At 63.7% G+C, this 21,647-nt stretch carries 20 protein-coding genes and 2 other RNA genes; 13 read left to right on the forward strand and 9 right to left on the reverse strand.

All coding sequences use genetic code 11. The annotated features are described in order from the left end of the window. Positions 1-473: 473 nt before the first annotated feature. The 8 genes from DK389_RS32330 to DK389_RS13270 all read right to left on the reverse strand — a co-directional run bounded on the left by DK389_RS32330 (position 474) and on the right by DK389_RS13270 (position 5,075). On the reverse strand, positions 474-665 hold the full coding sequence (locus DK389_RS32330) for a hypothetical protein (protein ID WP_162560631.1): 192 nt from the start codon (positions 663-665) through the stop codon (positions 474-476). A 22-nt stretch (positions 666-687) separates the two neighbouring features. Continuing rightward, positions 688-930 (reverse strand): hypothetical protein, encoded by a 243-nt coding sequence (locus DK389_RS32335; protein WP_162560632.1) that lies wholly within the window; start codon positions 928-930, stop codon positions 688-690. A gap of 82 nt (positions 931-1,012) precedes the next feature. Beyond that, on the reverse strand, positions 1,013-1,276 hold the full coding sequence (locus DK389_RS13250) for a hypothetical protein (RefSeq protein WP_236960846.1): 264 nt from the start codon (positions 1,274-1,276) through the stop codon (positions 1,013-1,015). Between the two features lie 465 nt (positions 1,277-1,741). Next, positions 1,742-1,951: a cold-shock protein gene (locus DK389_RS13255; protein WP_109890193.1), complete on the reverse strand. Its 210-nt coding sequence runs from the start codon at positions 1,949-1,951 to the stop codon at positions 1,742-1,744. Between the two features lie 599 nt (positions 1,952-2,550). Further along, complete coding sequence (locus DK389_RS13260) at positions 2,551-2,811, reverse strand: hypothetical protein (protein WP_109890195.1); 261 nt, start codon at positions 2,809-2,811, stop codon at positions 2,551-2,553. A 304-nt stretch (positions 2,812-3,115) separates the two neighbouring features. After that, positions 3,116-3,231: a transfer-messenger RNA gene (gene ssrA / locus DK389_RS35870) on the reverse strand. Between the two features lie 748 nt (positions 3,232-3,979). Further along, positions 3,980-4,219, reverse strand: coding sequence for a hypothetical protein (locus DK389_RS32340; protein ID WP_162560633.1), 240 nt, complete (start codon positions 4,217-4,219; stop codon positions 3,980-3,982). A 583-nt stretch (positions 4,220-4,802) separates the two neighbouring features. Then, positions 4,803-5,075 carry a RidA family protein gene (locus DK389_RS13270; protein ID WP_162560634.1) on the reverse strand — a complete coding sequence of 91 codons (273 nt, stop codon included), beginning with the start codon at positions 5,073-5,075 and terminating at the stop codon, positions 4,803-4,805. 349 nt (positions 5,076-5,424) lie between these two features. On the opposite strand from DK389_RS13270, the gene DK389_RS13275 reads away from it, so the two are divergent. From DK389_RS13275 to DK389_RS13305, 8 genes are all read left to right on the forward strand, one after another. Beyond that, positions 5,425-6,776 (forward strand): IS3 family transposase gene (locus DK389_RS13275; protein WP_236960848.1). Its coding sequence is split into 2 segments (ribosomal slippage): positions 5,425-5,760 and positions 5,763-6,776, totalling 1,350 coding nucleotides; the frame shifts between segments, so codons are not numbered across the junction. A 33-nt stretch (positions 6,777-6,809) separates the two neighbouring features. Then, positions 6,810-7,271, forward strand: coding sequence for an ATPase domain-containing protein (locus tag DK389_RS13280; RefSeq protein WP_418292060.1), 462 nt, complete (start codon positions 6,810-6,812; stop codon positions 7,269-7,271). Further along, positions 7,271-9,325 carry an ATP-binding protein gene (locus DK389_RS13285; protein ID WP_109890201.1) on the forward strand — a complete coding sequence of 685 codons (2,055 nt, stop codon included), beginning with the start codon at positions 7,271-7,273 and terminating at the stop codon, positions 9,323-9,325. Before DK389_RS13280 ends, DK389_RS13285 begins: the two co-directional genes overlap by 1 nt. A 1,150-nt stretch (positions 9,326-10,475) precedes the next feature. Then, positions 10,476-10,967, forward strand: coding sequence for a hypothetical protein (locus tag DK389_RS32345; RefSeq protein WP_162560635.1), 492 nt, complete (start codon positions 10,476-10,478; stop codon positions 10,965-10,967). Between the two features lie 83 nt (positions 10,968-11,050). After that, complete coding sequence (locus DK389_RS13295) at positions 11,051-13,294, forward strand: hypothetical protein (RefSeq protein ID WP_162560636.1); 2,244 nt, start codon at positions 11,051-11,053, stop codon at positions 13,292-13,294. A gap of 280 nt (positions 13,295-13,574) precedes the next feature. Further along, on the forward strand, positions 13,575-13,928 hold the full coding sequence (locus tag DK389_RS32350) for a hypothetical protein (RefSeq protein WP_162560637.1): 354 nt from the start codon (positions 13,575-13,577) through the stop codon (positions 13,926-13,928). Positions 13,929-13,970: 42 nt separating this feature from the next. Further along, positions 13,971-15,095 carry a site-specific integrase gene (locus DK389_RS13300; RefSeq protein WP_162560638.1) on the forward strand — a complete coding sequence of 375 codons (1,125 nt, stop codon included), beginning with the start codon at positions 13,971-13,973 and terminating at the stop codon, positions 15,093-15,095. Next, positions 15,095-15,535 (forward strand): VOC family protein, encoded by a 441-nt coding sequence (locus tag DK389_RS13305; RefSeq protein WP_109890209.1) that lies wholly within the window; start codon positions 15,095-15,097, stop codon positions 15,533-15,535. Before DK389_RS13300 ends, DK389_RS13305 begins: the two co-directional genes overlap by 1 nt. A 45-nt stretch (positions 15,536-15,580) precedes the next feature. Here the strand turns inward: DK389_RS13305 and DK389_RS32355 are convergent, their stop codons facing one another. Continuing rightward, positions 15,581-15,757: a hypothetical protein gene (locus tag DK389_RS32355; protein ID WP_162560404.1), complete on the reverse strand. Its 177-nt coding sequence runs from the start codon at positions 15,755-15,757 to the stop codon at positions 15,581-15,583. 201 nt (positions 15,758-15,958) lie between these two features. On the opposite strand from DK389_RS32355, the gene rnpB reads away from it, so the two are divergent. The 5 genes from rnpB (at position 15,959) to DK389_RS13330 (ending at position 21,646) form a co-directional block, all read left to right on the forward strand. After that, positions 15,959-16,358, forward strand: an RNA gene (rnpB, locus tag DK389_RS13310) — RNase P RNA component class A. Positions 16,359-16,685: 327 nt separating this feature from the next. Continuing rightward, the gene (gene rsmH / locus DK389_RS13315; protein ID WP_109890211.1) at positions 16,686-17,747 is read left to right on the forward strand and encodes a 16S rRNA (cytosine(1402)-N(4))-methyltransferase RsmH; all 1,062 of its coding nucleotides are present in this window, start codon (positions 16,686-16,688) and stop codon (positions 17,745-17,747) included. Beyond that, positions 17,744-18,208, forward strand: a complete 465-nt coding sequence (gene ftsL, locus DK389_RS13320) for a cell division protein FtsL (RefSeq protein ID WP_109890213.1) — start codon at positions 17,744-17,746, stop codon at positions 18,206-18,208. Before rsmH ends, ftsL begins: the two co-directional genes overlap by 4 nt. 155 nt (positions 18,209-18,363) lie before the next feature. Beyond that, entirely contained in the window at positions 18,364-20,154 is a 1,791-nt protein-coding gene (locus DK389_RS13325) for a peptidoglycan D,D-transpeptidase FtsI family protein (RefSeq protein ID WP_109896363.1), read from the forward strand. A 16-nt stretch (positions 20,155-20,170) separates the two neighbouring features. Continuing rightward, a complete protein-coding gene (locus tag DK389_RS13330; protein WP_109890215.1) occupies positions 20,171-21,646 on the forward strand; it encodes a UDP-N-acetylmuramoyl-L-alanyl-D-glutamate--2,6-diaminopimelate ligase in 1,476 nt (491 codons plus the stop codon). The last annotated feature ends 1 nt before the right edge of the window (position 21,647 follow it).

Genomic DNA, 21,647 nt, shown 5'->3' on the forward strand with positions numbered 1-21,647 from the left:
AACATCAATTTTGCCGACGAAAAGCAGAAGTAGAGCCGCTGGGCGAGTTAGCTCGTCGAATATATTCATGGTCCATTACACATAAGTTTCGGTGCTGGTTTTTTACAGATTTGGGATGGGTATTAGAAATTGCAATGGAAATGCGCCAATGGTCTTGCATAACTGAGACACAACAGCAGGAGATAACCCTAATGCGTTCAAACACAACGAGCGAGACCGGGATTGTTCCTGCACGATGCGCTTGCTGGAGTGACTGCGCAGCTCAGATCGCTCCTCGGCAAGTACCTGTATGGCTCTGAGCCAGACCGAACCAGCCGCGGGAGGCATCCTGGAAGGTTTGGGCCACTGCGGCTCTTAACAGCTCAGGCGTATCCCGGCCTGTCTGACAAGGAGCCTGCCCACTGTCGGCGGTGCTCTCCGGCCGAGCCTCAGCGACATCCTGGCACGGCTTCCCGCCGTAGAGCACCTGCGGCTTAGCGTTTCCCCTTGCCCTTCGGCTTGCCGTCCGCAGCATCCCTTGCGAGCCGGGCTGCCTTCAGACGCGCATTCTTCTCATCCATCGGGCTGATGACCGATGCTTTCGCCGCATCCAGCCTGGAAAGGCTCTGCGTCTTTGCGAATTCAGCGTCGGCCTGCTTCCGTTCTTTACTGTGACTGCTGGCCATTCTCTGACTCCAAACCTCTTGATCAGCCGTGATTTTGTTTCTGTTTTGACTTGGACTTCGGCAACAGAGCGGTCTCAGCGGGAGCTGCAGTCTCAGCAGCTTCCTTCGCGAGCCGCAGAGCCTTCAGGAGAGCCGTCTTCTCATCCTGTGCTTGGCGTACTTCTTCGTGATTGACCCAAGCGTCACCGCCATCCTGCGTCCAGCGATTCTGGCGATCAACGAGAGGCTCCAAAATGGTCGGGATGTATCCTGCAAACTTTGCCACCAACGGGCTCCTCGGATCAGCAGAAGTGTTTATTAGCTTTATAATAATTATTGCGTAATACCGAGTACAGCTGTGAGCATCATCACAGCGCCATTGCGACGTCTGGAATCATGCCAATAGCCTGTGCAGTATTCTGAGACAGCCTAGCATCAGTCAGGGCCACAGCAGCGCCTGGCTTTACGGCCTGGCGAACCAGCGCCACAGCCCGCTCCGGCGTCTCCGTCAGAGCTGCATAGAAAGCTGCCAATGGGATGGCCGACACCTCCTCATCCAGGAAGCTCACGTGCACGATGTAGGCAGTCTGGTTCGCCTCAACGATCCAGGTGGGATAGACGTCTTGGTTCATGGCCTACTTCGAAGCTTTCGTTCTGTGAGCAGCATGGTGCGGATGGCGCACGAGATTTTAGTCTGTGATGTTCGCGGCCATTCGCTCAATCTTCTCAGATGCATTGTCGGCGAGTTCCTCAGCCTCATGCCCCTGCTCGAACTCGGCTTCCCTCGAGCGCTCAGCCTCCGGAGCATGGCGCAACGCCTCATCCCTGGCGGACGGCGCCTCCCAGGCGTCAGGTACACCTCAAAGCGCCGCATGCATTGCGACAACCTCAAAGCCCTCCGCCGTCGGCCTCGATCGACATCGATCGATCGCTTCCTGCCGCGCATTGGCAGCGCCGCGAAGGCGTGCAGCAAACGGATATTTTCCCGAGTTGGCTCGCCTGCGATCCATCCATGCCTGGACAGACCGCTGGTGGTTTAAACAAGCGAAGCCGTCCCAGGCGGAACGGCTTCGCTGAAATCCACTGTCGGTTGGCCTTCAGGCCGACTGCAGGTTTGTCGCAGACTGCTTCCCGCTGCGCTTATCAGTCTCCAGTTCATAGGAGACCTTCTGGCCCTCAACGAGATTGCGCATGCCCGCGCGCTCAACCGCCGAGATGTGAACGAAGGCGTCTGAACCACCATTGTCTGGCTGGATGAAGCCGAAGCCCTTAGTCTCGTTGAACCACTTAACAGTACCGGTAGGCATTAGTATTCCCGTAGATTAATAGGCGATAGGGTATGACAGACGCATGCAAGCACGCGTTCGGCCGGTCGTCGTCGAAATAAGGGAGAAATGCAGAGTGCGCACTCAAGACGAGCGCTGCAGCCGATATCTGGCCAAAAATCGATTTTTGGCTTCTAGCACATTTACGAAATTTTGACAACCGAACCCTCAGCACACGGTGTGACTGAGCGCGACGGCCCTTTGTAAATGGCCGATTTGCTCAGTGATCTGCGGTTATGTCACCTGAGATGTGGTCCGTGCATCATCGACAGAGCATCCCCTGGGTTCTCACAGATGCATCGCAAGCCGCGGCAATCGAAGGTGCCTTAGATGCGCTCGGAATCCGGTGTCATAGTCCGCCACGGTGCTTGGCGGACGTGGAAAGCTGATGGAGCTGCCGCCGGGGGGATCACACACGCCAGCATAAGGGCCAGCCCAGGAAGCGCCGGGTTAATTGATGGTGGTGCGACCGGCGCGTTTCACAGCCTCGGCGCCGTGCCTCGCACTACTTGCCTGACCTTAGCCGCTCGGTTGTTGCCGGGAGGAGTAGGCGGCCGCGTTCAGCGACCAGACGCGTGCGCCTAACCTCTCGCTGGGCGGGCCTGCAGGATCGCCGCGCGCACGAAGGGGCGTGTCAAGGAAGGGCCGGCATTGCGGTTCACGAGGTCGTTGGCACCGGGATGCCTTCGAACCGCTTTGCTGAGACTAAGCCGGTAGCCTTCCTTGAACACGAACGGCGGGGTCATCGGATCCGCCAGGAAGGCGTCGACGGCCGCCTCCACCTCCGCGTCGCCGATGAGCTTGAGTCCGCACAGGGCTGCAGTCGTCAGAGTTTCCGTCATAACGGTAGCTTGAGCCAACCCGGCGCCTACCGCAATGTGGCAATCAGCCCTCGCGGGCAAAGAGCAGCCTCCGAAGACATGCCGAGACTGGAAGAAGGGTGGGTCCCGGAGCCGAAGCTCCGGGTTCTGTTTCTACGGTTACCCTACCGCAAGATGCTTACGCCGCGAGGCGGGCATCCATGACAACGTTATCGTTGGCATTTAGAGTTTTGGCCAGGTGCCTGAACCAGGGGTGTCCTGCGTCAGGCCGGTCGAGTCCTTACCGAAAGTCGCATCGTCTCTCGCCGAAGCGAGATAGAACTCGCGGTCCTTTTACCGTCCAGTCGAACCTATTTCGCCCCCAACAGAAGCACACCGCGTTGTGCTCATGGTGGAGGCGCCGGGTACCGCCCCCGGGTCCTGAAACGTTATTACGAACCGGTCATCAACCTCGCGAGCTACCTACCCCATCGCACGGGCAAGATCCAGCCGCTCATCGCTCTTCCAGCAGGCTGGCATCGCCCTCCAGGGGAGTTCACCCTGCTTCTGGGCTGCATCGTCGGGCCCGTCCCCGGCAGCACTTCTGCCCGCGCGTGTAGCGGACGCGAGCGCGTACAATGGGACTCTGATCCTTCATCGGGCGTCTCATCGATACCTTCAGCTCCAACTAGTGCGCCAACTTCTTTGTCGCAGCAGGATATGAACCCAGCTAAATCGAAAACGCTCTAGCGGCGCGTCACGGAAAAGGAACCAGAGAGCCTCCGACCACTTCGATGGAAGTTTTAATCTCTGATACTTTCCGGGCGGCCCTTGGCTCAGCCTGAGAAGGAGCCGAAGCCTTCGAAGTCATTGGAAGGTGCAACTCGCTTGACGGGGGTCGGCGTCGCTTCGCCAACAGTGCGACCCCTTGTGCTGTAAGACCCCGCTTTTGCGAGGCCGCTGTTGGTGGATGAAGCTTGCGGAATGCCTGCACGCTTCATTGCAGACGGGATAACATTGCCGACAGAGTTGCTCTGGTCGCGCTTTAGTTTGCCTTCGAGAGGACGGGTACTGGGAGGTGCTCAGGAAACCCACGGTGTATTCCCATGTTCCGGGTACCTTGCGTCGCAACATAGACCGTCGTGGACGCTTTCCGGGGCGGCTGGTCCCGTGCAATCGGAGCCATCCGCATGGCCCGTGTCTTTGCGGATCAGACCGCACGTTTGACCTGTCGGAAGCTCGGCTGCAAAGCCCTCGCTTCCGCGGTCACAGTCTCCACGCTGTCTGTCTGGAAGGACGAGTAATTCACCTGCCGGCCGTTCTTCTGAGCCGCGAAGACACGGCTGGCTATCTCAGTGTCGTCACTCATCGGTCCATGAACCGACACAGCTTCTTTGTCATAATCAAACACAGCCACATAGATGGATGGTTTAGGTGTTGACTTGGGCATCGCTCTAGGTGTCCCACTCACTGAATATCGCCATAAGATACGCAAGGCAGAGGCTGCCGATCGCAGCGTTGCCGACCACGGGACCGGTTGTATAACCGTGATGTTGCCAAAGCCGAGCCCGGGTCCGCTACGCCTGCCAAAATGAGCCGCCTGTGTCTGGAACTGCATGACGACAGTCGGCGTTGCAGACCCAATCCCACAGCCAAGGTGAGCGGTATGACCGGCAATGAAGAAGCACGCGTGAGCGCCAGTGGTCCGGGGCTGATGCAGGCCGCCTTAGGGTTTACGCTGTCGCTCGTCACGCTTGTGGGCTGTGTTGTCGGGCTCGGGATGGTGGCTTAATCGATAAAGGTAGAGCTTCGCTCGCCCTGCACCTGTGACCTTGGTCCTCACCGAAATTCCTGCTCCTGCAGCCCCGGCCTCGTGCCGGGGCTTTCCTTTTGCCCTGTCTGCCTCGTCGAACCACATCCGGCCACGCACAGATCGGTCAACATGGAGCCGCTCAGCGGATCCGGAACGTCAGGATCGGGCCTCAAGTTCGCGCGTCGCGCCGCTTTGGCTCCGGAGCGGGCACTTTGCTCAGTCATAAATCCTCAAGGCTGCGGAGGAACGACCGATAGCTGAGCGCCATCGCCAGCGTCCGGTCAATCTCGGCCAGAACCTGCCGGGCTTGCGCCTGCACCTCTCCGCCTTCTTCAAGCCCGGTAATCAGCTTGATCTGCCGCGCTCGACGCTGCTCTGCCTCGACCACCTGCCGCTCGGCGGTCTCAAGAGCAGTCTCATACCTGCGTGTCGATCCTTCCATGATCCATTCCGCGCTTCCTGGCCGTCCCCTGTTGCCGGGGATCAGCGTCATGCTCGCAGACCAGAATGCCAAGCCGATTTCAAGGATGCCGGGGCTCAACTCACGGCCAATGACGGTGCCCGAAACGGACCCCACCTAATGCGCCAAGGCAGCGAGTGGAGTTAGGCTGCCCACCTGAGCGATAACCAGCGGCAGCTAACGCAGAAGCTGCCCCGCAACCAAACGGTCCGGTTCGAGGCTTACTCCGCGACCTGACGGCCGTTCCTACCTCCAGCTCCGGGTTGGTTGGCGAGTTCTGCTCGCAAGCGCTCTGCCTTGTCCGCCGTCAGCGCTCCTGAGACACATCGAGGCCCTTCACGAACGGAGGATGGCTGGTTCATCGTAGTCCTGAGGCACGACGATGAAGCAGACATCCGGACTGGCACGCAAGCCGGCAGACGCGGTGATCAAAGACATCCGCCGGGCCACCCGCCGGCAGTTCTCGGCCGAGGAGAAGATCCGCATCGTGCTGGAGGGCCTGCGCGGCGAGGACAGTATCGCCGAGCTGTGTCGGCGCGAGGGCATCGCCAGCTCGATGTACTACGGCTGGTCCAAGGAGTTCCTGGAAGCCGGTAAGAAGCGGCTGGCGGGCGACACGGCGCGGGCGGCGACAGCAGACGAAGTCAAGGAGCTGCGCCGCGAGGCGGGCGCGCTGAAGGAGGTTGTGGCCGATCTCCTCCTGGAGAACCGCCTGCTCAAAAAAAGCATGAGCGGGGCTGGGGACGACGAGGCATGAGGTACCCAGCCCCTGAGAAGCTGGAGATCATCCGGCTGGTTGAGCAATCCCACCTGCCGGTGCGCCGCACCCTGGAGAAGCTCGGCATCACCCGATCGACGTTCTACCGCTGGTACGACGCCTACCTGAGAGGCAGTCCCGAGGCATTGGCTGACCGACCATCCCGGCCCAGCCGGGTCTGGAACCGTCTACCGACAGAGATCCGCGAGCAGATCGTCGCCCTCGCGCTGGAGGAGCCGGAACTCAGCCCACGCGAACTGGCGGTGCGCTTCACCGACGAGCGGCGCTACTTCGTCTCGGAAGCCAGCGTCTACCGCCTGCTCAAGGCCCAGGACCTGATCACCAGCCCCGCTTACATCGTCGTCAAGGCCGCCGACGCGTTCCGCGACAAGACCACGGCGCCCAACCAGCTCTGGCAGACCGACTTCACCTACCTGAAGGTTGTCGGCTGGGGCTGGTACTACCTGTCGACGGTGCTGGACGACTTCTCGCGCTTCATCGTGGCCTGGAAGCTCTGCGCCACGATGCAGGCCAGCGACGTCACCGCCACGCTCGATCTGGCGCTGACCGCGGCCGGGCTCGATCAGGTGCCGGTGGCGCATCGCCCGCGGCTGCTGACCGACAACGGATCGAGCTACGTCGCGGGTGACTTGGCGACATGGCTTGGCAGCCGAGGCATGACCCACATCCGCGGTGCGCCGCGCCATCCCCAGACGCAGGGCAAGATCGAGCGCTGGCACCAGACGCTCAAGAACCGCATCCTGCTCGAACACGCCTACCTGCCGGGCGAGTTGGAGGCCCGGGTTGCCGCCTTCGTGGAGCACTACAACCACGTCCGAGCTCACGAGAGCCTGGGCAATCTCACCCCCGCTGACGTCTATCTCGGCCGCGGCGAGGGCATCCTGCGCGAGCGGGCGCAGATCAAGCGTCAGACCCTCATCGACCGCCGCTTGCGCCACCACGCGCGGGCTGCCTAACCTCTCAACCCAGGTGGACCAGAGCCTCCGTTCCTGAGCGTCCCAGATCGTCTCAAATCATCTGACGACGGACACGTCGCCATCGACAGCCTCAACGCCTACCTGCATGCCATGCCGGGCGAGGAGTTCCTCATCCTGCAGATGCACGAGCTCCTGAACTACCTGAACCAGCAAGGCGTCACGACGCTGCTGGTCCTCGGCCAGCACGGCGTCATCGGGGACGTGCGCACCGACATCGACCTCAGCTACCTGAGCGACGGCATCCTGCTCTTCCGGTTCTTCGAGGCCAAGGGCGAGGTACGCACGGCGGTCTCGGTGGTGAAGAGCCGGGTCAACCCGCATGAGCGCACGATCCGCGAGTTGAAGTTCTCGGGCCAGGGGCTGCGGGTCGGCGAGGCCCTGGATGATTTCGAGGGCGTGCTCACGGGTCTTCCGTCCTATCGCGGGAAGGTCGCGATGTTGCCGGGCGGCGCTCAGCCAGGCGGAGGCGCATGATGCACCGACCGGCGGACCACGAAGGTCGCGTCCTCATCCTGGCGCCCCGCGGACGCGATGCGGGCGTGATCGAGCAGGTGCTCAACCGCGCCGGCACCCCGACCGCGTCCTGCCCCGACCTGGCGGATTGGGTGACGTGCCTGCGAGCAGGAGCCGGTACCGCGCTGGTCACCGAGGAAGCGCTCGCGGATGCGGACACGCGTTCTTTGTTCGCCTGGCTCGACGAGCAGCCCGCCTGGTCGGACTTCCCGTTCATCGTCCTTGCGACACGGCAGACAGGCCGCCGGTCGGAGCGCGCTGCCAGCATCCTCGCGCGGCTCGGTAACGTCATCCTGCTGGAGCGTCCGATCAACGCCGAGACGCTGACCAGCGCCGCCGCGTCGGCGCTGCGGGCGCGCAGACGCCAATATCAGGCGCGTAGCCTCCTGGCCGAGCGGGAAGCCACTCAGGAGCACCTGCGCCTCCTCAACGAGGGCCTGGAGCGGCGAGTCGCCGAGCGGACCCGCGAGGTCGAAGCCGCTCGCGAGACCCTGGCCTTCGCCCTCGATGCGGCCGGCATGGGCTCGTGGGACCTTGATCTCGCGAACGGAACCTCCCGCCACTCCCCTCGTTTCGACGCCATCTTCGGCTACGCCGAGCCGGTACCGTCGTGGACCCGCGATACCTTTCTCGCCCACGTGGTGGAGGAAGACCGCCCCGCGGTCGAGAAGGCATTCTCCGCCGTCCCGCAGACCGGCGAGATCAACTTGGAGTGCCGGATTGCGCGGCGGGACGGCGCCGTGCGCTGGGTCGCTGCGAAAGGGCAGGTCAAGTACGACGCGTCCGGCGCCCCGGCACGCATCGCCGGGATCTTGGTGGACCGCACCGAGCAGCACGTCACAGAGGAGGCGCTGCGTCAGGCCCAGAAGATGGAGGCCATCGGACAGCTCACGGGCGGCGTTGCCCATGACTTCAACAACCTACTCACCGTCATCGTAGGTGGCCTGGACATGATGTTGCGCCGCCCCGAGCAGGTCGACCGCGTCAAGCGCTTGGCTGAGGCGGCCATGGGTGCCGCAAGGCGCGGTGAGCAACTCACGCAGCAGCTTCTCGCCTTCTCCCGGCGGCAGATGCTGCGGCCACAGACGCTCAACCCGAACCGCCTGCTGCTAGACTTCAAGCCTCTCGCCGAGCGGGCGGCAGGTGGGGCCGTCGAGCTGGCCTTCAACCTCGATCCGGCGCTCGACCCCATTCGCATCGACCCGGCGCAGTTCGAGGCGTCGGTGCTGAACCTGATCGTGAACGCGCGCGATGCCCTGGAAGGTGTCGACGGGCATGCGCGCATCGCCGTGAGCAGCAGAAACATCCATCTCGGCACGGCCACAGTCGCCGACAAGGGCGTGCCTCCGGGGCCCTATGTGGTCGTCTCCGTGACCGACACCGGCAGCGGCATTCCACCCGACAAGCTTCAGCGCGTGTTCGAGCCGTTCTTCACCACCAAGGAGGTCGGCAAGGGAACGGGGCTCGGGCTCAGCCAAGTCTACGGCTTCACGCGTAGCGCCAAGGGCTTTACCCAGATCGAGTCGGAAGTCGGCAAGGGCACGACGGTCAGCTTGTACTTTCCGCGTTCGACCGACCCGGCCGACGAGGAGACGGGCGCTGGTCCGGCGAGTTCGATCCCGCTGCGCCGAGCCGGCGAGGGCGAGACGGTGCTGCTGGTGGAGGACGACGAGCAGGTGCTCAGGATGGCTGTCGAGAGCCTGGAGGAGTTGCGCTACCGGGTCATCGTCGCTCGCAACGCCGCCGAGGCACTGGAGCACCTTCGAGGCGTGGAGCGTATCGACATCCTGTTCTCCGACGTGGTCATGCCCGGCGGCATGAACGGGTCGCAGTTGGCGGTCGAGGCACAGAAGCTTCGGCCCGGCATCAAGGTCCTGCTCACGTCAGGCTACGTCGCAAACCTCGACGAAGGTCAGGTGATGGCCCAGGGTGAGATGCCGGTCCTGAACAAGCCCTACCGCCGCGACGAGCTCGCCCGCTCGCTGCGCCTGGTGCTGGGGCAAGAGGGGCGTTGACCCGTCACCGAGGGCGCCAACGACTGGCGTGAGTGCGGGCGGCAACGGCGCACATAGGAGCTCGAGGCCGGCGCGTTGTGGCTGCCTACCTGCAAGAGGTCCGCTTGCTGTCAGGAGTCGGAACTTCGGTTTGAACAGACCCGAGGTCCGGTCCGGGTCTGTTCGGGGCATTCAGCTGAACCGCACCAATCGTCCGCTTTCTCACGATCTAAGCTCCGAAGCGGACGGGCCGCAAACGGCCAACATCGGCCGTGAACCTTCGGAACAGCCCGCTCCAAACACGCCGTTCCGATAGCTGACACAGGCGGACCCCACTTCTGTCGAGCCAGCATCGTGTAGCTTGAGATATAGCCCGTTGAGACGATGACTCGAGCGACTGTTGCTGCATCATCATGGTAGTACAATCAGCTCACAATCCAGGCAGCATGACAGCGCTAAATTCCCGACAGCGAGCGCATTGGGTGTGATCTTCGTCGGAGGGCCCGCAATGAGCGCCCCGAGTAAGGCGCATGACTCATCTGTCGGAAAATAGAGGGATTAACGATACTGCTATCCGTTTTGCCTGCGAGGACATGGCGGGCGTTGTGTGATTTTACCAGGTTTCTCAAGTGGTTAGTTCAAAATCTTGCGCTTAGCGCGTTGAGAGTTCAACTGGCTCAACTTTACTATTTCCTGCTGCGCAGCAGGCGCGGTGTCGCTCCGAAGCCGCCTGTGGTCAGCAACGAGCGTAAATCACTGATCCCCGTACCCGACCCGTCCCAGAGCCCGCCGCTCGGGCGACCCTCTCGCCACCCGTTAAAGAAGGTGCAAGCGGGTGTGTCCATCGACTCGACTCCAATCAAATTCAACGAGGGATAGCTGCTTCCCACACCGAACAATCAAAAGTGCAATAGGATGTAAATGAGCGCATTTGGGGCTCATCTATTAGTTTAGCACCTGAGACATGCAGTCGCAGGGTTGCGCAGTAGGTAATTATGAAGTACGCATGTTGCGCCATTTGGTAGTTTGAGAAAAGATGGGCGTCAGTGCGTCAACGGGGAAACCGGTATTTGTTGTTTATAGTCATTTCCTATTGTTATTACCGTAAGTTCGGTAAGCAAGGCTTACCTTTTTGCGCGGATTGAAGCGCCTCCTCCTGGCGGATATCTCTGTGGCTCTCACGGAGATGATCATGCCAAAACAAACATTCGAGGAATTATTTCTTGAAGCCGCTGCCGCTCGGTCTCCGAGGGAGGTCCGCTCTGTGGCCCTGCTCGTGGAGGAAGTGCCGGTAGCCCCACAACTGCGATTTCTTCGCAAACTGTTCGACAAAGTACATATAGCCGCGTCTCTCATTGAGATTGCGACATTGATCGAGATAGACCCTGAGATCGAAATGGTTATGGTCTTCTCTATGGCCTCTGAGGAAGGTCTTGAAGATTATCTTAAGGAAATCCACCAGGATCATGCTCATCTGATGATCGTAAGCGTAGAAACTCAATTCAGCATTAGTTGGGAATCAAGACAAATAGAGACACAGCAGTATTTCAATCTAATCGAATACGAGGATCCGGAATCTGTTGGTAGATCTCTCAGCTCCAATGCATTGTTTTTCAAGGAAATCGTCCAAGCTCATCGGGAGCTTGGGGCGCCCAAAACTTAAGCGTTGAGCTGTTGGGTAGATCCTTCTGGCAGGAGCGGATCATTGGTCCGCTCTTCAGAAACGTATTCGCGCTTGGATGAGTTATGAGGATACCTCCCGCAAAAACCCGCTTGCTCAAAGATTGGCCTTGTGCTTCTCAAACTTGTGATCTTATCACGCCTGAGCCAGCGTTCGATGTCTCGGGTGCTCCCAAGAGCGCCGAGGAGCATGCCACAGCTGCAATCCCAGCGAGGGCGTGCTCCGAGGTCGATCGCAGTCGTGAACACAGCGTCGAGGTCCTGACGCATTCTCTGACGATCGAGGATGTTGAGGCGGACCTGTACGCGGCAATCGGGTACGAGCCGCCGGCTGAGGCAGCAGAAACGGTAAAGCCTATCGAAACCGGCACAGTCCGCGTAACGACGGGCGTTTGCCGGAAAGATAAATTCGGCCTCGGCGAACTGTCCGAAGCCCGTGCTGCCGAGGCAGCGACGGCAGGCGAACCTCGTCGACGCAAGCCGTCGCGGAAGAAGCGTGTCGTCGCTGCCTTCGACTCGTGGGTCGAGAACGATCCTGATCATCGTGCGGCGGTCGAGCAAGTTGCAGAGGCGGAACGGCGCTATGAGGCCGCTTTGGGCGCTGCAACGCCGGACATGCGCCAGATTGCGGTCACCTACGAGGAGATACGGGAAAGTCTCGCGATTTGTGAGGATTTCCACATCAACCAGGTCGAGTCGATCGCCAGGCTGATTCAACGATGCGGCACGCCAGGTGCATTCGCCTGCGGATCCTACTGGTGCACGCCCTGCCGACGCCGCTTTGGTGCGCGTCTCCTTGCTGATACGCGGACGCAGCTCACGAAGCGCTACGGTACGGATCTTGAGCAAGCGAGACCTTTTCTCCTCCATGTGACGATCCTGAACGACATTGTAATTCCCGATCCCGACCTTGATCGTGACTTTGGTGCCAACTTCTCGGCATCGACGGTCCGCCGCGACCATCGTGAGCTGCTTTCTCACCTGAGGCGCTGGCAGTCAGATCGTCGTAGCGCGCTGTGTCAGTTCCTCGACAAGCGCCACCTAAGCTTGGAGCTGATCGAAGACTGGGTATTGGGCGGGAACCGGGACCGGACGTTTTACAGCGCCGACAACCTATATGCCGATGCCCGCCGCCTCGTAGCCTTGAATGACGTAATTGCGTTGGCGCATGATCAATTCAAATCTCGACGCAGCTGGCTAAAGGATCCTCCTTCGGAGTTTGTCTCCTGGCGCGACAAGGACCGACCCAACGAATTCATGTTTCAGCTCAGGAGGGCGCAGAAACTTGACTACAAAGACATCTATCGCATCGCGCAGGATTTGCAAAACATCTCGCGCGCTTTTTGCGGAATTACCAAAACGAGGTTCCCAGAGCGGCTCAAGTATCTAAGTTCGATTCGCAAGGTACTGAAGCGTGAGCGTAGCCGGCTCTACCGTCTGAATAAGGATCTACCGGGTCTCTCACTCATTGGCCAGTTCGAGTTGGAGCTGGTCGACCTGCGCCATTCGATCGGTGGCACCCACCACCACACGACGAAGTCGAAGACGTTGCGGATCCTCGCCTCACAAGAGCGAAAGCCATCGAAGCCACGCAATTCTGAGGGGCCGGTGTCGTTCGAGACGCAACGGCGGCGCCTGAAGCAGGGCGCCAAGATGCGGCTACTCGATGAGGCACGCGAGCGGATCGCCCGTAACGAGGAACTGCCGAAAGATGAGTTTCCGGGACTGCAGTACGCCGTGTTGCTCCACATGCACGTGCTGATCGATCTGAATGGCCATAGCCGAGATGACGTCGAAAGGTGGCTGACCGGCAAAGAAGTTGGCGAGAGGCGGTTCACGGGACGCTGGCCCCTCCAGCATCAGGTGATGACCAAGAAGCTGTTCGACGACAAACCCGTCGACGACAGCCTGCGCCATATCAGCTTCTACCCTTTCAAGGCGCCCATCGCACTCAATTACGAGAACACGGCTCCTAAGCAGGACGAGGATCTGGCGGAGGGGGACCCCGCCAACTTCCCTGACGAAGCGCTCGCGCTGATCGCGTGGCTTCAGCATGGGATCGGGCACGAGAGCCTGCGGCTTGCAATCAACTGGCCGGGCGCCAATCGAGAAAAACGTGGGCGAAAGCCAAAATTCTCAGGACCTCCGAAGGTAACCGAGGAAGAGTTCGACGAAGAGTTTGGGGTGCATCTTGCGGAGCTTGGCGTCGTCCGACCGAAGGACCCAGTGGGTCAAACCGACCTGAGCCAACTGTTCGAGAATACGGATATTAACGATACTACCTCCTCTTCCGAGGGCAGCGAGGACTAGCGATAGGCCAAGAGATGCCTTGGCCTATCAATGGGTTAGATCCAGCAGAGAGTAGCCGACGGGGCCTGGAATTCGCCAAACCGTCGAATTCGGCCCCTTCTGGACGTGCCTGAGACCAGCCAAGCACTCAGGCGAGCAGCCCACACAAAGCACAACGGATCCGAACCTTGCTCCTAGAGGAGCGAGAACGCTCACGCTTGGCTTCGGCTCGCTGAACTCGGCTGACCAAACGGCATCCAAGATCAGAACTCAAAATTCAATCCAACAATATGAGGTGAGCATGATGGTCAATCCCAAAGGCATGTCTCATGAAGAGCTGATGCGTATCAGAATTGAGGTGGGGCGGACATACGGCATCAAGCTCTACCAGCAATATCCAGAGCGCGAGGCTGCGCGGCTGCTCCTGCCTTCTGACGAACGTCCAGAAGGAAGCGCCGACACCTCCACGCTCAAGCGCAAACGGCGGACCAATAAAATTCCTTATGTCGCGTGTGGCGACGGATCCGTCGCTTACCTCGGCCTGATGCTGTGCGACTTCATCATCTTCGGTGAAAACTCGATGCTTTTGTGGGGTGACAACGCCCCACCGCCTTCTCCCCAGGCCCCACCGGACGATGCTGCTCCAAGCCCTTGAGATGGGGGAGGGCGGATCTGGCACAGGAGGCAGGAGGGTCCGGTGGGCCGATACACCAAGCGTGAGCATGCAGCCGGCAAGTTCTGGCTCGACGTACGACCCAACAGCCCAGCCTACTGCAGGCTGGAGGGCCGACAGGTCAGGCGCAAGTCGACCGGGACTGACGACCTCGAGCTAGCGAAGAAGGCGCTCAAGGCTCACTACCTCGCCGAGGACAACCCCGACAGCCAGGACGTCACGCGAGTTCCGGTCTCGGAGGTCGTTCACGCCTACTACGCGCAACACGGGCAGCACGTGCCCGCTCGCAAATGGCTGAAGTCCGCGGTCGGTCACTGGACGCGGTTTTATGGCGAGGAGAGCGTCTGGGCCGCAACACGCATCCCTCGGATCGAACGCTTCATCGACGATCTCAAGCGGAGGGACCTCAGCCCGTCCTCCATCAACGCGATCCTCTCGGCAGGCCGCGCCGCGCTGAACCGAGCGTGGCGACGCAGCGAGATTTCTCGCCAGATCTACGTGCCGAGCCTGAAGGTGACGAAGGTCGCGCCCAAGGGCCGTCCGCTCTCCGTCGATGAGTGTGCGGGTTGGCTCGACGCCTCAGCTCCTCACTTCCACACGCTCCTGTTCATTTGCCTCGCCACGGGAAGTCGGCCGGAGGCGGTGAAGGAGCTGCGCTGGACGCAAGTCGACTTCGAGGATGCACTCCTGCACCTGAACCATGAGGACCGAGAGCAGACGACGAAGCACCGACCGGTCGTGAAGATGCCACCGTCGCTGATCGCATATCTGCGGCAGCTCGGTCGCGAATCAGACTTTGTGGTCAGCTTCCGGGGTAAGCCAGTAAACCGGTACTACACCGCGCTGGGCGAGAGCCGGACGCGCGCTGGGCTCGATGGGCGGGTGAACCTTTACAGCCCGAGGCATACGGTCGCACGATGGATGCGCAAGGAGCGCGTCCCCTTCGAGGAGGTATCCGGACAGCTTGGCCATCGGGTGCAGGGGTTTGCGATCACCGAGATCTATGCGGCCTACTCGCCGGACTACCAGGCTCTAGCTACGGCGGCGATCGAGCGGCTGCTGCAGGCGATCGCCGTGCAAAGCCGATCTTGTCATTTTCTGCTCAGGGCTGAAGAAAAGCCCTCGCAAAACAAAGGGATAGCTGCCTGATGGAGTATCTGCACACGATGGTCCGGGTGGCGGATCTCGACCGCGCGCTCGCCTTCTACGTGGACGCGTTCGGCTTGCACGAGGTGCGCCGCGTCGAGAACGAGAAGGGCCGCTTCACCCTCGTCTTCCTCGCGGCTCCCGGCGACGTCGAGCGGGCGGAGGCGTCGAGATCGCCCCTCGTCGAACTGACCTACAATTGGGACCCGGAGGCGTACACGGGCGGACGCAATTTCGGCCACCTCGCCTATCAGGTCGAGGACATCTACGCCTTCTGCCAGCGGCTGAAGGACCGGGGCGTCACGATCAACCGGCCTCCGCGGGACGGCCACATGGCCTTCGTGAAGTCACCCGACGGCATCTCCATCGAGATTTTGCAGAAGGGCGGTTCGAAGCCGCCGCAGGAACCCTGGGCCTCGATGGAGAACACGGGCACGTGGTAGCCATTCGCGGCGAGGCCCCGCGCGGGCGCCTCGCCGCGGCCTCTGTCAGCCCATTCCGGTCTCGGCGGCGGGCGTGATGCCGAGCTCGGCGAGCTTGGCCGTCACGGCCTCGATCGGCCGCTTGAGTTTGAGGCTCATCACCGAGACTGGGATGCGCTCGCGCGCCATCTCGGTGAGCTGCTGGACGGATTCGAGTGTCCAGGTCGTGTCCTGCATCGCCATGCTCGCCTCCTCGTCGCGATGATGCGCGTGCGGCGGGTCTCCGGCCGAAGGCTCGGGGCCCTCGTCCGGGAAGCTAGGATGGCTCCGTATCAGCCACAACCGTGGGGTGAAATTCCGGGCATGCCCGTCCCCTGGGCAGACGAGCGGGCGGAGCTGGCGCCCTTGACCGGGCTCGCGCTCCGGCGCACATCCCCGCCCGGATCAGCCGGCCGGGCGGCCGCTCCGGACCTCACGGTCCGGGGAGGAAAGTCCGGGCTCCATGGAGAGACGGTGCCGGATAACGTCCGGCGGGGGCGACCCCAGGGACAGTGCCACAGAAAGCAGACCGCCCTGCATGCAGGGTCAGGGTGAAAGGGTGCGGTAAGAGCGCACCGCGGACGCGGCAACGCGGACGGCACGGCAAACCCCACCGGGAGCAAAACCGAATAGGGGCGACGCGCCCCCCGCGAGGGGAGGCAGGCCCACTCTCCAGGCCGGTCGCCCGGGTTGGTTGCTTGAGGCGGTCGGCAACGACCGTCCCAGAGGAATGGCCGCCACGTGCGGGCCGGCTTCGCGGCCGGCCTTCGCCCTACAGAACCCGGCTTACAGGCCGGCTGATCCGCCGCTCGGCCCCATTTTCCGCAGCTTCCTTACCCTCGGTTAACCTTGCTGAGGTCTGATCGGCGCCTGCGATCCTGCGGTTGCATGCGTTGACGATCCTCAGAGGCCCATGATACCCGCCAACATCCCGTCAACGGCGTATCTCGGATCGGCGGACGCGCCACGCGTTCGTCGCACGCTCAACCGTGCGCGCGTCCGCGTTCGTGCCACCGGCAACGCCCCGACGATCCGGCCCGCATCGCGGCGGGCTGCGGACGCTGTAGGCAGCCATGCAAGAACCCTCTCCGGACGAAGCCGTCAGGATTCCGCCTCAGCGCGCGAGGCCGCGATGAGGCGCCCAGCCAAGGGGCAGGGCTCGGCCGAGGGCCGGGGCGGTCCCGCCGCTCCGCACGTGCCGGTGCTGCTCGGACCCGTGCTGGAGGCCCTCGACCTCACGCGCGCCGGGCTCTCGGTCGACGGCACCTTCGGCGCCGGCGGCTACACCCGGGCCCTCCTCGCCGCCCAGCTGCAGGAGCGCGTCGTCGCGATCGACCGCGATCCCAATGCCATCACGGGCGGCCAGGGGCTCGTCGCCGAGGCCGGCGGGCGGTTGCGCCTCGTGCCCGGCCGCTTCGGCGATCTCGACGCGATCCTGCGCGACCTCGGCGAGGTTGGGGCCGACCGGGTGGTGCTCGACATCGGCGTCTCCTCGATGCAGCTCGATCAGGCCGATCGCGGCTTCTCGTTTCGGCAGGACGGCCCCCTCGACATGCGGATGGAGCGCGCGGGCGAGAGCGCGGCCGACCTCGTGAACGGGGCGGAAGAGGCTGACCTCGCCGACATCCTGTTCCATTACGGTGAGGAGCGCCGCGCCCGCGCGGTCGCCCGCGCCATCATCGAGCGCCGCCGCCGCGGCCCGATCGAGACGACGGCCGACCTCGCCGACCTCGTGGCCGGCGTGGTGCGGGCTGACCCGGCAAGCGGCATCCACCCGGCCACCCGCACCTTCCAGGGCCTGCGCATCGCCGTGAACGACGAGCTCGGCGAGCTGGTGCGCGCGTTGCACGCGGCCGAGCGCGCGCTCCGGCCCGGCGGCCGCCTCGCGGTGGTGACCTTCCACTCGCTGGAGGACCGCATCGTGAAGCAGTTCTTCTCCGCCCGCAGCGGCCGGGCGGTGCAGGCCTCGCGGCACGTGCCGAGCGTCGAGCGTCCCGTGCCGAAGAGCTTCGAGCCCGTCATCAAGGGTCCGATCCTGCCGAGCGAAGCCGAGATGGCGGCCAATCCCCGCGCCCGCTCGGCGAAGTTGCGCGCGGGCGAGCGCACGGATGCGCCGGTGCCGGAGCCGCTCGCGGCGATCGAGATGCTGGCGAGCCTGCCGGCGAGCGCCACTCGCGGAGGGCCGCGCCGGTGATCCGTCTCCTCAACGTGCTCGCCGTCCTCGGACTCGTGGCCTCGGCGATCTACGCCTACTCGACGAAGTACGAGACCCTGAACCTCGCGGGCCAGGTCTCGAAGCTGAAGAGCCAGCTTCACAAGGAGCGGCAGGCCATCGCCGTGCTGCGGGCCGAGTGGCAGCTCCTGACCCGGCCGGACCGCCTCCAGGCGGCGGTGGAGAAGCACATCGCGCTGGAGCCGATCGGCACCGAGCACCTCGCGCGCCTCTCCGACCTTCCGGCCCGACCGGAGCGCGGCGACGAGATCGGCCGGCTGCTCGCCGCCACCGCGACGCCGAAGGAGAAGCCGTCCTCCGCTGCCGCCGAGCCGCGCACGACGGGCTCCATTACTCGCACCGTCACGACCACGACCCGGCCGGCGACGACCCACACGCCCAAGGCCGCTGCCACCACCGCACCCACGACGGCTTCGAGGTAGTTCCCGTGTCCGAAGACGCTCATCCCGGCCGCGGCGCGCCTCACGGCGGCGAGGACGGCACGAACCCGCATCTCGCATCCGACGATTTCGCGCCCGACGCGGCTGCGCCGGCGCAGGAGGCGGAATCGGGGCAGGGGGCCGCCTGGGAGGGGCCGATGGACGAGGCCGGCGCGCAGGCTGCCCCGCCGCCCGAGGCGCCGCGCGGCGGCCCCGCGATGCGGCTCGTACGGGCCATGTTCCGCCTCGCGATCGAGCGATCCTACACCCGTGTCGGTCTCGTCGGCCTCGCCTTCGCGGGCGTGTTTGGCGCGATCAGCGTGCGCCTCCTGATGATGGCGGCTTTCGGCGACCCGCCGAGCCAGGAGCACAGGGTCGCGGCCGCCGCGACGACGGCGATCCGCCCCGATATCATCGACCGCAACGGCGAGGTGCTCGCCACCGACATCCGCACCGTCTCGGTCTTCGCCGAGCCCGGCAACATCTACGACAAGGACGAGGCGGTGGAGCTTCTCACCGCCGTCCTGCCCGACCTCAACGCCACGGAACTGCGCGCCAAGCTGACGCCGAAGCCCGGCAAGAAGGGCGTGGGCTTCGTCTGGGTGAAGCGCGAGCTGACCCCGAAGCAGCAGGCCGAGGTGCACCGGCTCGGCATTCCCGGCATCGGCTTCCTGCCCGATCACAAGCGTGTCTATCCGAACGGCACCGCCGCCGCCCACATCCTGGGCGTAACGAACCTCGACAACGTCGGTATCGCCGGCATCGAGAAGTACATCGACAACCAGGGCAACAAGGCGCTCAACGAGTTCGGCCTCATCGAGAAGCAGACTGACCTGAAGCCGGTTCAACTCTCGATCGACTTGCGCGCCCAATTCGCGGTGCGCGACGAGCTCGCCAAGGGCATCGAGCATTTCCGGGCCAAGGCCGGCGCCTCGATGATCATGGACGTGACGACGGGTGAGGTCATCGCCCTCGTCTCGATGCCGGATTTCGACCCGAACAACCCGGTCGACGCGCTCACCGACGACCGTATCAACCGCATGAATGTCGGCGTCTACGAGATGGGCTCGACCTTCAAGGCGATGACGCTCGCCATGGCGCTCGAATCCGGCAAGTACAACGTCAACTCGACGTTCGACACCCGCGGCGGCGTGCTGAACTGGGGCCGCCAGAAAATCCACGAATACCACGGCACCAACCGGGTCATCACGATGCCGGAGGTGTTCACGCACTCCTCCAACATCGGCTCGGCCAAGATGGCGCTCGGCGTCGGCGTGCCAGGCCACAAGGCCTTCCTGAAGAAGATGGGCCTGCTCGACCGGCTCAGGACAGAGCTTCCGGAGAGCGCCGCGCCGATCATCCCGCCGCGCTGGACCGAGATCAACACGATCACGATCGCCTTCGGCCACGGCCTCGCGGTGGCCCCGCTGCAGGCCTCGGCGGCCGTCGCCGCGATCTCGAACGGCGGCTTCCTGATGACGCCGACCTTCCTGAAGACCACGCCGGAGGAGGCGATGGGCAAGGCGACGCGCGTGCTCAAGCCCGAGACCAGCGAAGCGATGCGCTTCATCATGCGCCTGAACGCGGTGGAGGGTTCGGCCAAGAAGGCGGCGATCCCCTACTACTTCGTCGGCGGTAAGACCGGCACGGCCGAGAAGGTGATCAACGGGCGCTACGTGAAGAACCGGCTGTTCACGACCTTCATGGCGGCGGCCCCCATGGACAAGCCGAGATACCTCTTCGTCACGCTCATGGACGAGCCGCAGGGTCTGCCGGAAAGCGGCGGGTACGCCACCGCGGCCTGGAATTCGGGCGTGGTGACGGGCAAGGTGATCGAGCGCGTGACGCCGATCCTCGGCCTGCCGCCCTATTTCGAGCCGCCGGCCAAACCCTTCCCGCTCATGGTGAAGCTCGGCGCCTATCACGCGACGCAGGTGGGCGGCCCGTGACCGGAGGTTGCGCGCGATGACCGCGATCGGCCCGACATTGAGCGACCTGTTCCCCGATGCCCCGACCGACGGGGCCGGGGACTATGTCGTGGCGGGCCTCACCGCCGACTCGCGGAAGGTGGCGCCCGGCTTCGTGTTCCTGGCGGTGCCGGGCACCCGCGTCGACGGCAAGGCGTTCGCTGCGGGTGCGGTCGCCGCCGGTGCTATCGCCGTCGTCGGGGAGGGCGCGGCCCCGCCGGACCTCGACCCCGACGTTCCCTGGATCGCCGTCGAGGACGTGCATCGCTGCCTCGCGCTTGCCGCCGCACGCTTCCACGCGACCCAGCCCGAGACCGTCGTCGCCGTCACGGGCACGAGCGGCAAGAGCTCGGTCGCCGACTTCTCCCGCCAGATCCTCTCGCGCCTCGGCCGGGAGGCCGCGAGCCTCGGCACCGTCGGCATCGTGACGAACCGCGGCGCCGCCTACGGCTCGCTGACGACGCCCGATCCCGTCACGCTCCACAAGACGCTCGCCTGCCTCGTCCGCCAGGACGGCATCACGGACCTCGCCATGGAGGCCTCCTCCCACGGCATCGTGCAGCGGCGCCTCGACGGGGTGCGACTGTCGGCGGTCGGGTTCACCAATCTCGGGCGGGACCATCTCGATTACCACGCCACGGTCGAGGAATACCTCGCGGCGAAGCTGCGCCTGTTCACGACGCTGGCGAAGCCCGGCACGCCCGCGATCGTCAACGCCGACGGCGCCTATGCCGAGCGCGTGATCGCGGCGGCCGAAGGCAACGGGCTCGACATCCGCACCACGGGCCGCGCCGGCACCCACATCCGCCTCGAGGAATCCCGCACCGAGGGCTTCGCGCAGGTGCTGCGGCTGACCGGTCCCGGCGGCAGCCACACGGTCCGCCTGCCCCTCGTCGGCGGCTTCCAGGTCGAGAACGCGCTCGTGGCGGCGGGGCTCGCCCTCGCGACCCCGGCGGGCGATGGCGATCCGGGCGCCGTCTTCGCGGCCCTGGAGCATCTCGCGGGCGTCCCCGGCCGCATGGAGCGGATCGGGGAGATCAACGGTGCGCTCTGCCTCGTCGATTACGCCCACAAGCCCGAGGCGCTGGAGGGCGTGCTGACGGCGTTGCGCCCCTTCGCGACGGGTCGGCTCGTCCTCGTCTTCGGCTGCGGCGGCGACCGCGACCGGGGCAAGCGCCCGCTGATGGGCGCGATCGCCGCGCGTCTCGCCGACCGGGTGATCGTCACCGATGACAACCCGCGCACCGAGGAGCCCGCCGCGATCCGCGCCGCGATCCTCGAGGCCGCGCCGGGAGCGGCCGAGATCGGTGACCGGGCCGAGGCGATCCGTGAGGCGGTGCAGGGCCTCGGTCCAGGCGACGTGCTGGTTGTTGCCGGCAAGGGTCATGAAACCGGCCAGATCGTGGGGGATCGCGTGCTCCCGTTCTCGGACCACGACGTGGTCCGCGCCGCGATCGCGGAGGTGAAGGGATGAC

Source organism: Methylobacterium durans (assembly GCF_003173715.1).
Taxonomy (GTDB): Bacteria; Pseudomonadota; Alphaproteobacteria; order Rhizobiales; family Beijerinckiaceae; genus Methylobacterium; species Methylobacterium durans.

What these genes read in the sequence shown, in the direction of transcription:
- DK389_RS13250 (WP_236960846.1), bottom strand. Translation starts at nt 1,276, where the DNA reads ATGAACCAAGACGTCTATCCCACCTGGATCGTTGAGGCGAACCAGACT.
- DK389_RS13270 (WP_162560634.1), bottom strand. Translation starts at nt 5,075, where the DNA reads ATGACGCTGATCCCCGGCAACAGGGGACGGCCAGGAAGCGCGGAATGG.
- DK389_RS32340 (WP_162560633.1), bottom strand. Translation starts at nt 4,219, where the DNA reads ATGCCCAAGTCAACACCTAAACCATCCATCTATGTGGCTGTGTTTGAT.
- DK389_RS13295 (WP_162560636.1), top strand. Translation starts at nt 11,051, where the DNA reads ATGAGGATACCTCCCGCAAAAACCCGCTTGCTCAAAGATTGGCCTTGT.
- DK389_RS32350 (WP_162560637.1), top strand. Translation starts at nt 13,575, where the DNA reads ATGATGGTCAATCCCAAAGGCATGTCTCATGAAGAGCTGATGCGTATC.
- DK389_RS13325 (WP_109896363.1), top strand. Translation starts at nt 18,364, where the DNA reads ATGGACGAGGCCGGCGCGCAGGCTGCCCCGCCGCCCGAGGCGCCGCGC.
- DK389_RS13305 (WP_109890209.1), top strand. Translation starts at nt 15,095, where the DNA reads ATGGAGTATCTGCACACGATGGTCCGGGTGGCGGATCTCGACCGCGCG.
- DK389_RS13330 (WP_109890215.1), top strand. Translation starts at nt 20,171, where the DNA reads ATGACCGCGATCGGCCCGACATTGAGCGACCTGTTCCCCGATGCCCCG.
- rsmH (WP_109890211.1), top strand. Translation starts at nt 16,686, where the DNA reads ATGAGGCGCCCAGCCAAGGGGCAGGGCTCGGCCGAGGGCCGGGGCGGT.
- DK389_RS32330 (WP_162560631.1), bottom strand. Translation starts at nt 665, where the DNA reads ATGGCCAGCAGTCACAGTAAAGAACGGAAGCAGGCCGACGCTGAATTC.
- DK389_RS32355 (WP_162560404.1), bottom strand. Translation starts at nt 15,757, where the DNA reads ATGGCGATGCAGGACACGACCTGGACACTCGAATCCGTCCAGCAGCTC.
- DK389_RS13255 (WP_109890193.1), bottom strand. Translation starts at nt 1,951, where the DNA reads ATGCCTACCGGTACTGTTAAGTGGTTCAACGAGACTAAGGGCTTCGGC.
- DK389_RS13285 (WP_109890201.1), top strand. Translation starts at nt 7,271, where the DNA reads ATGCACCGACCGGCGGACCACGAAGGTCGCGTCCTCATCCTGGCGCCC.
- DK389_RS13260 (WP_109890195.1), bottom strand. Translation starts at nt 2,811, where the DNA reads ATGACGGAAACTCTGACGACTGCAGCCCTGTGCGGACTCAAGCTCATC.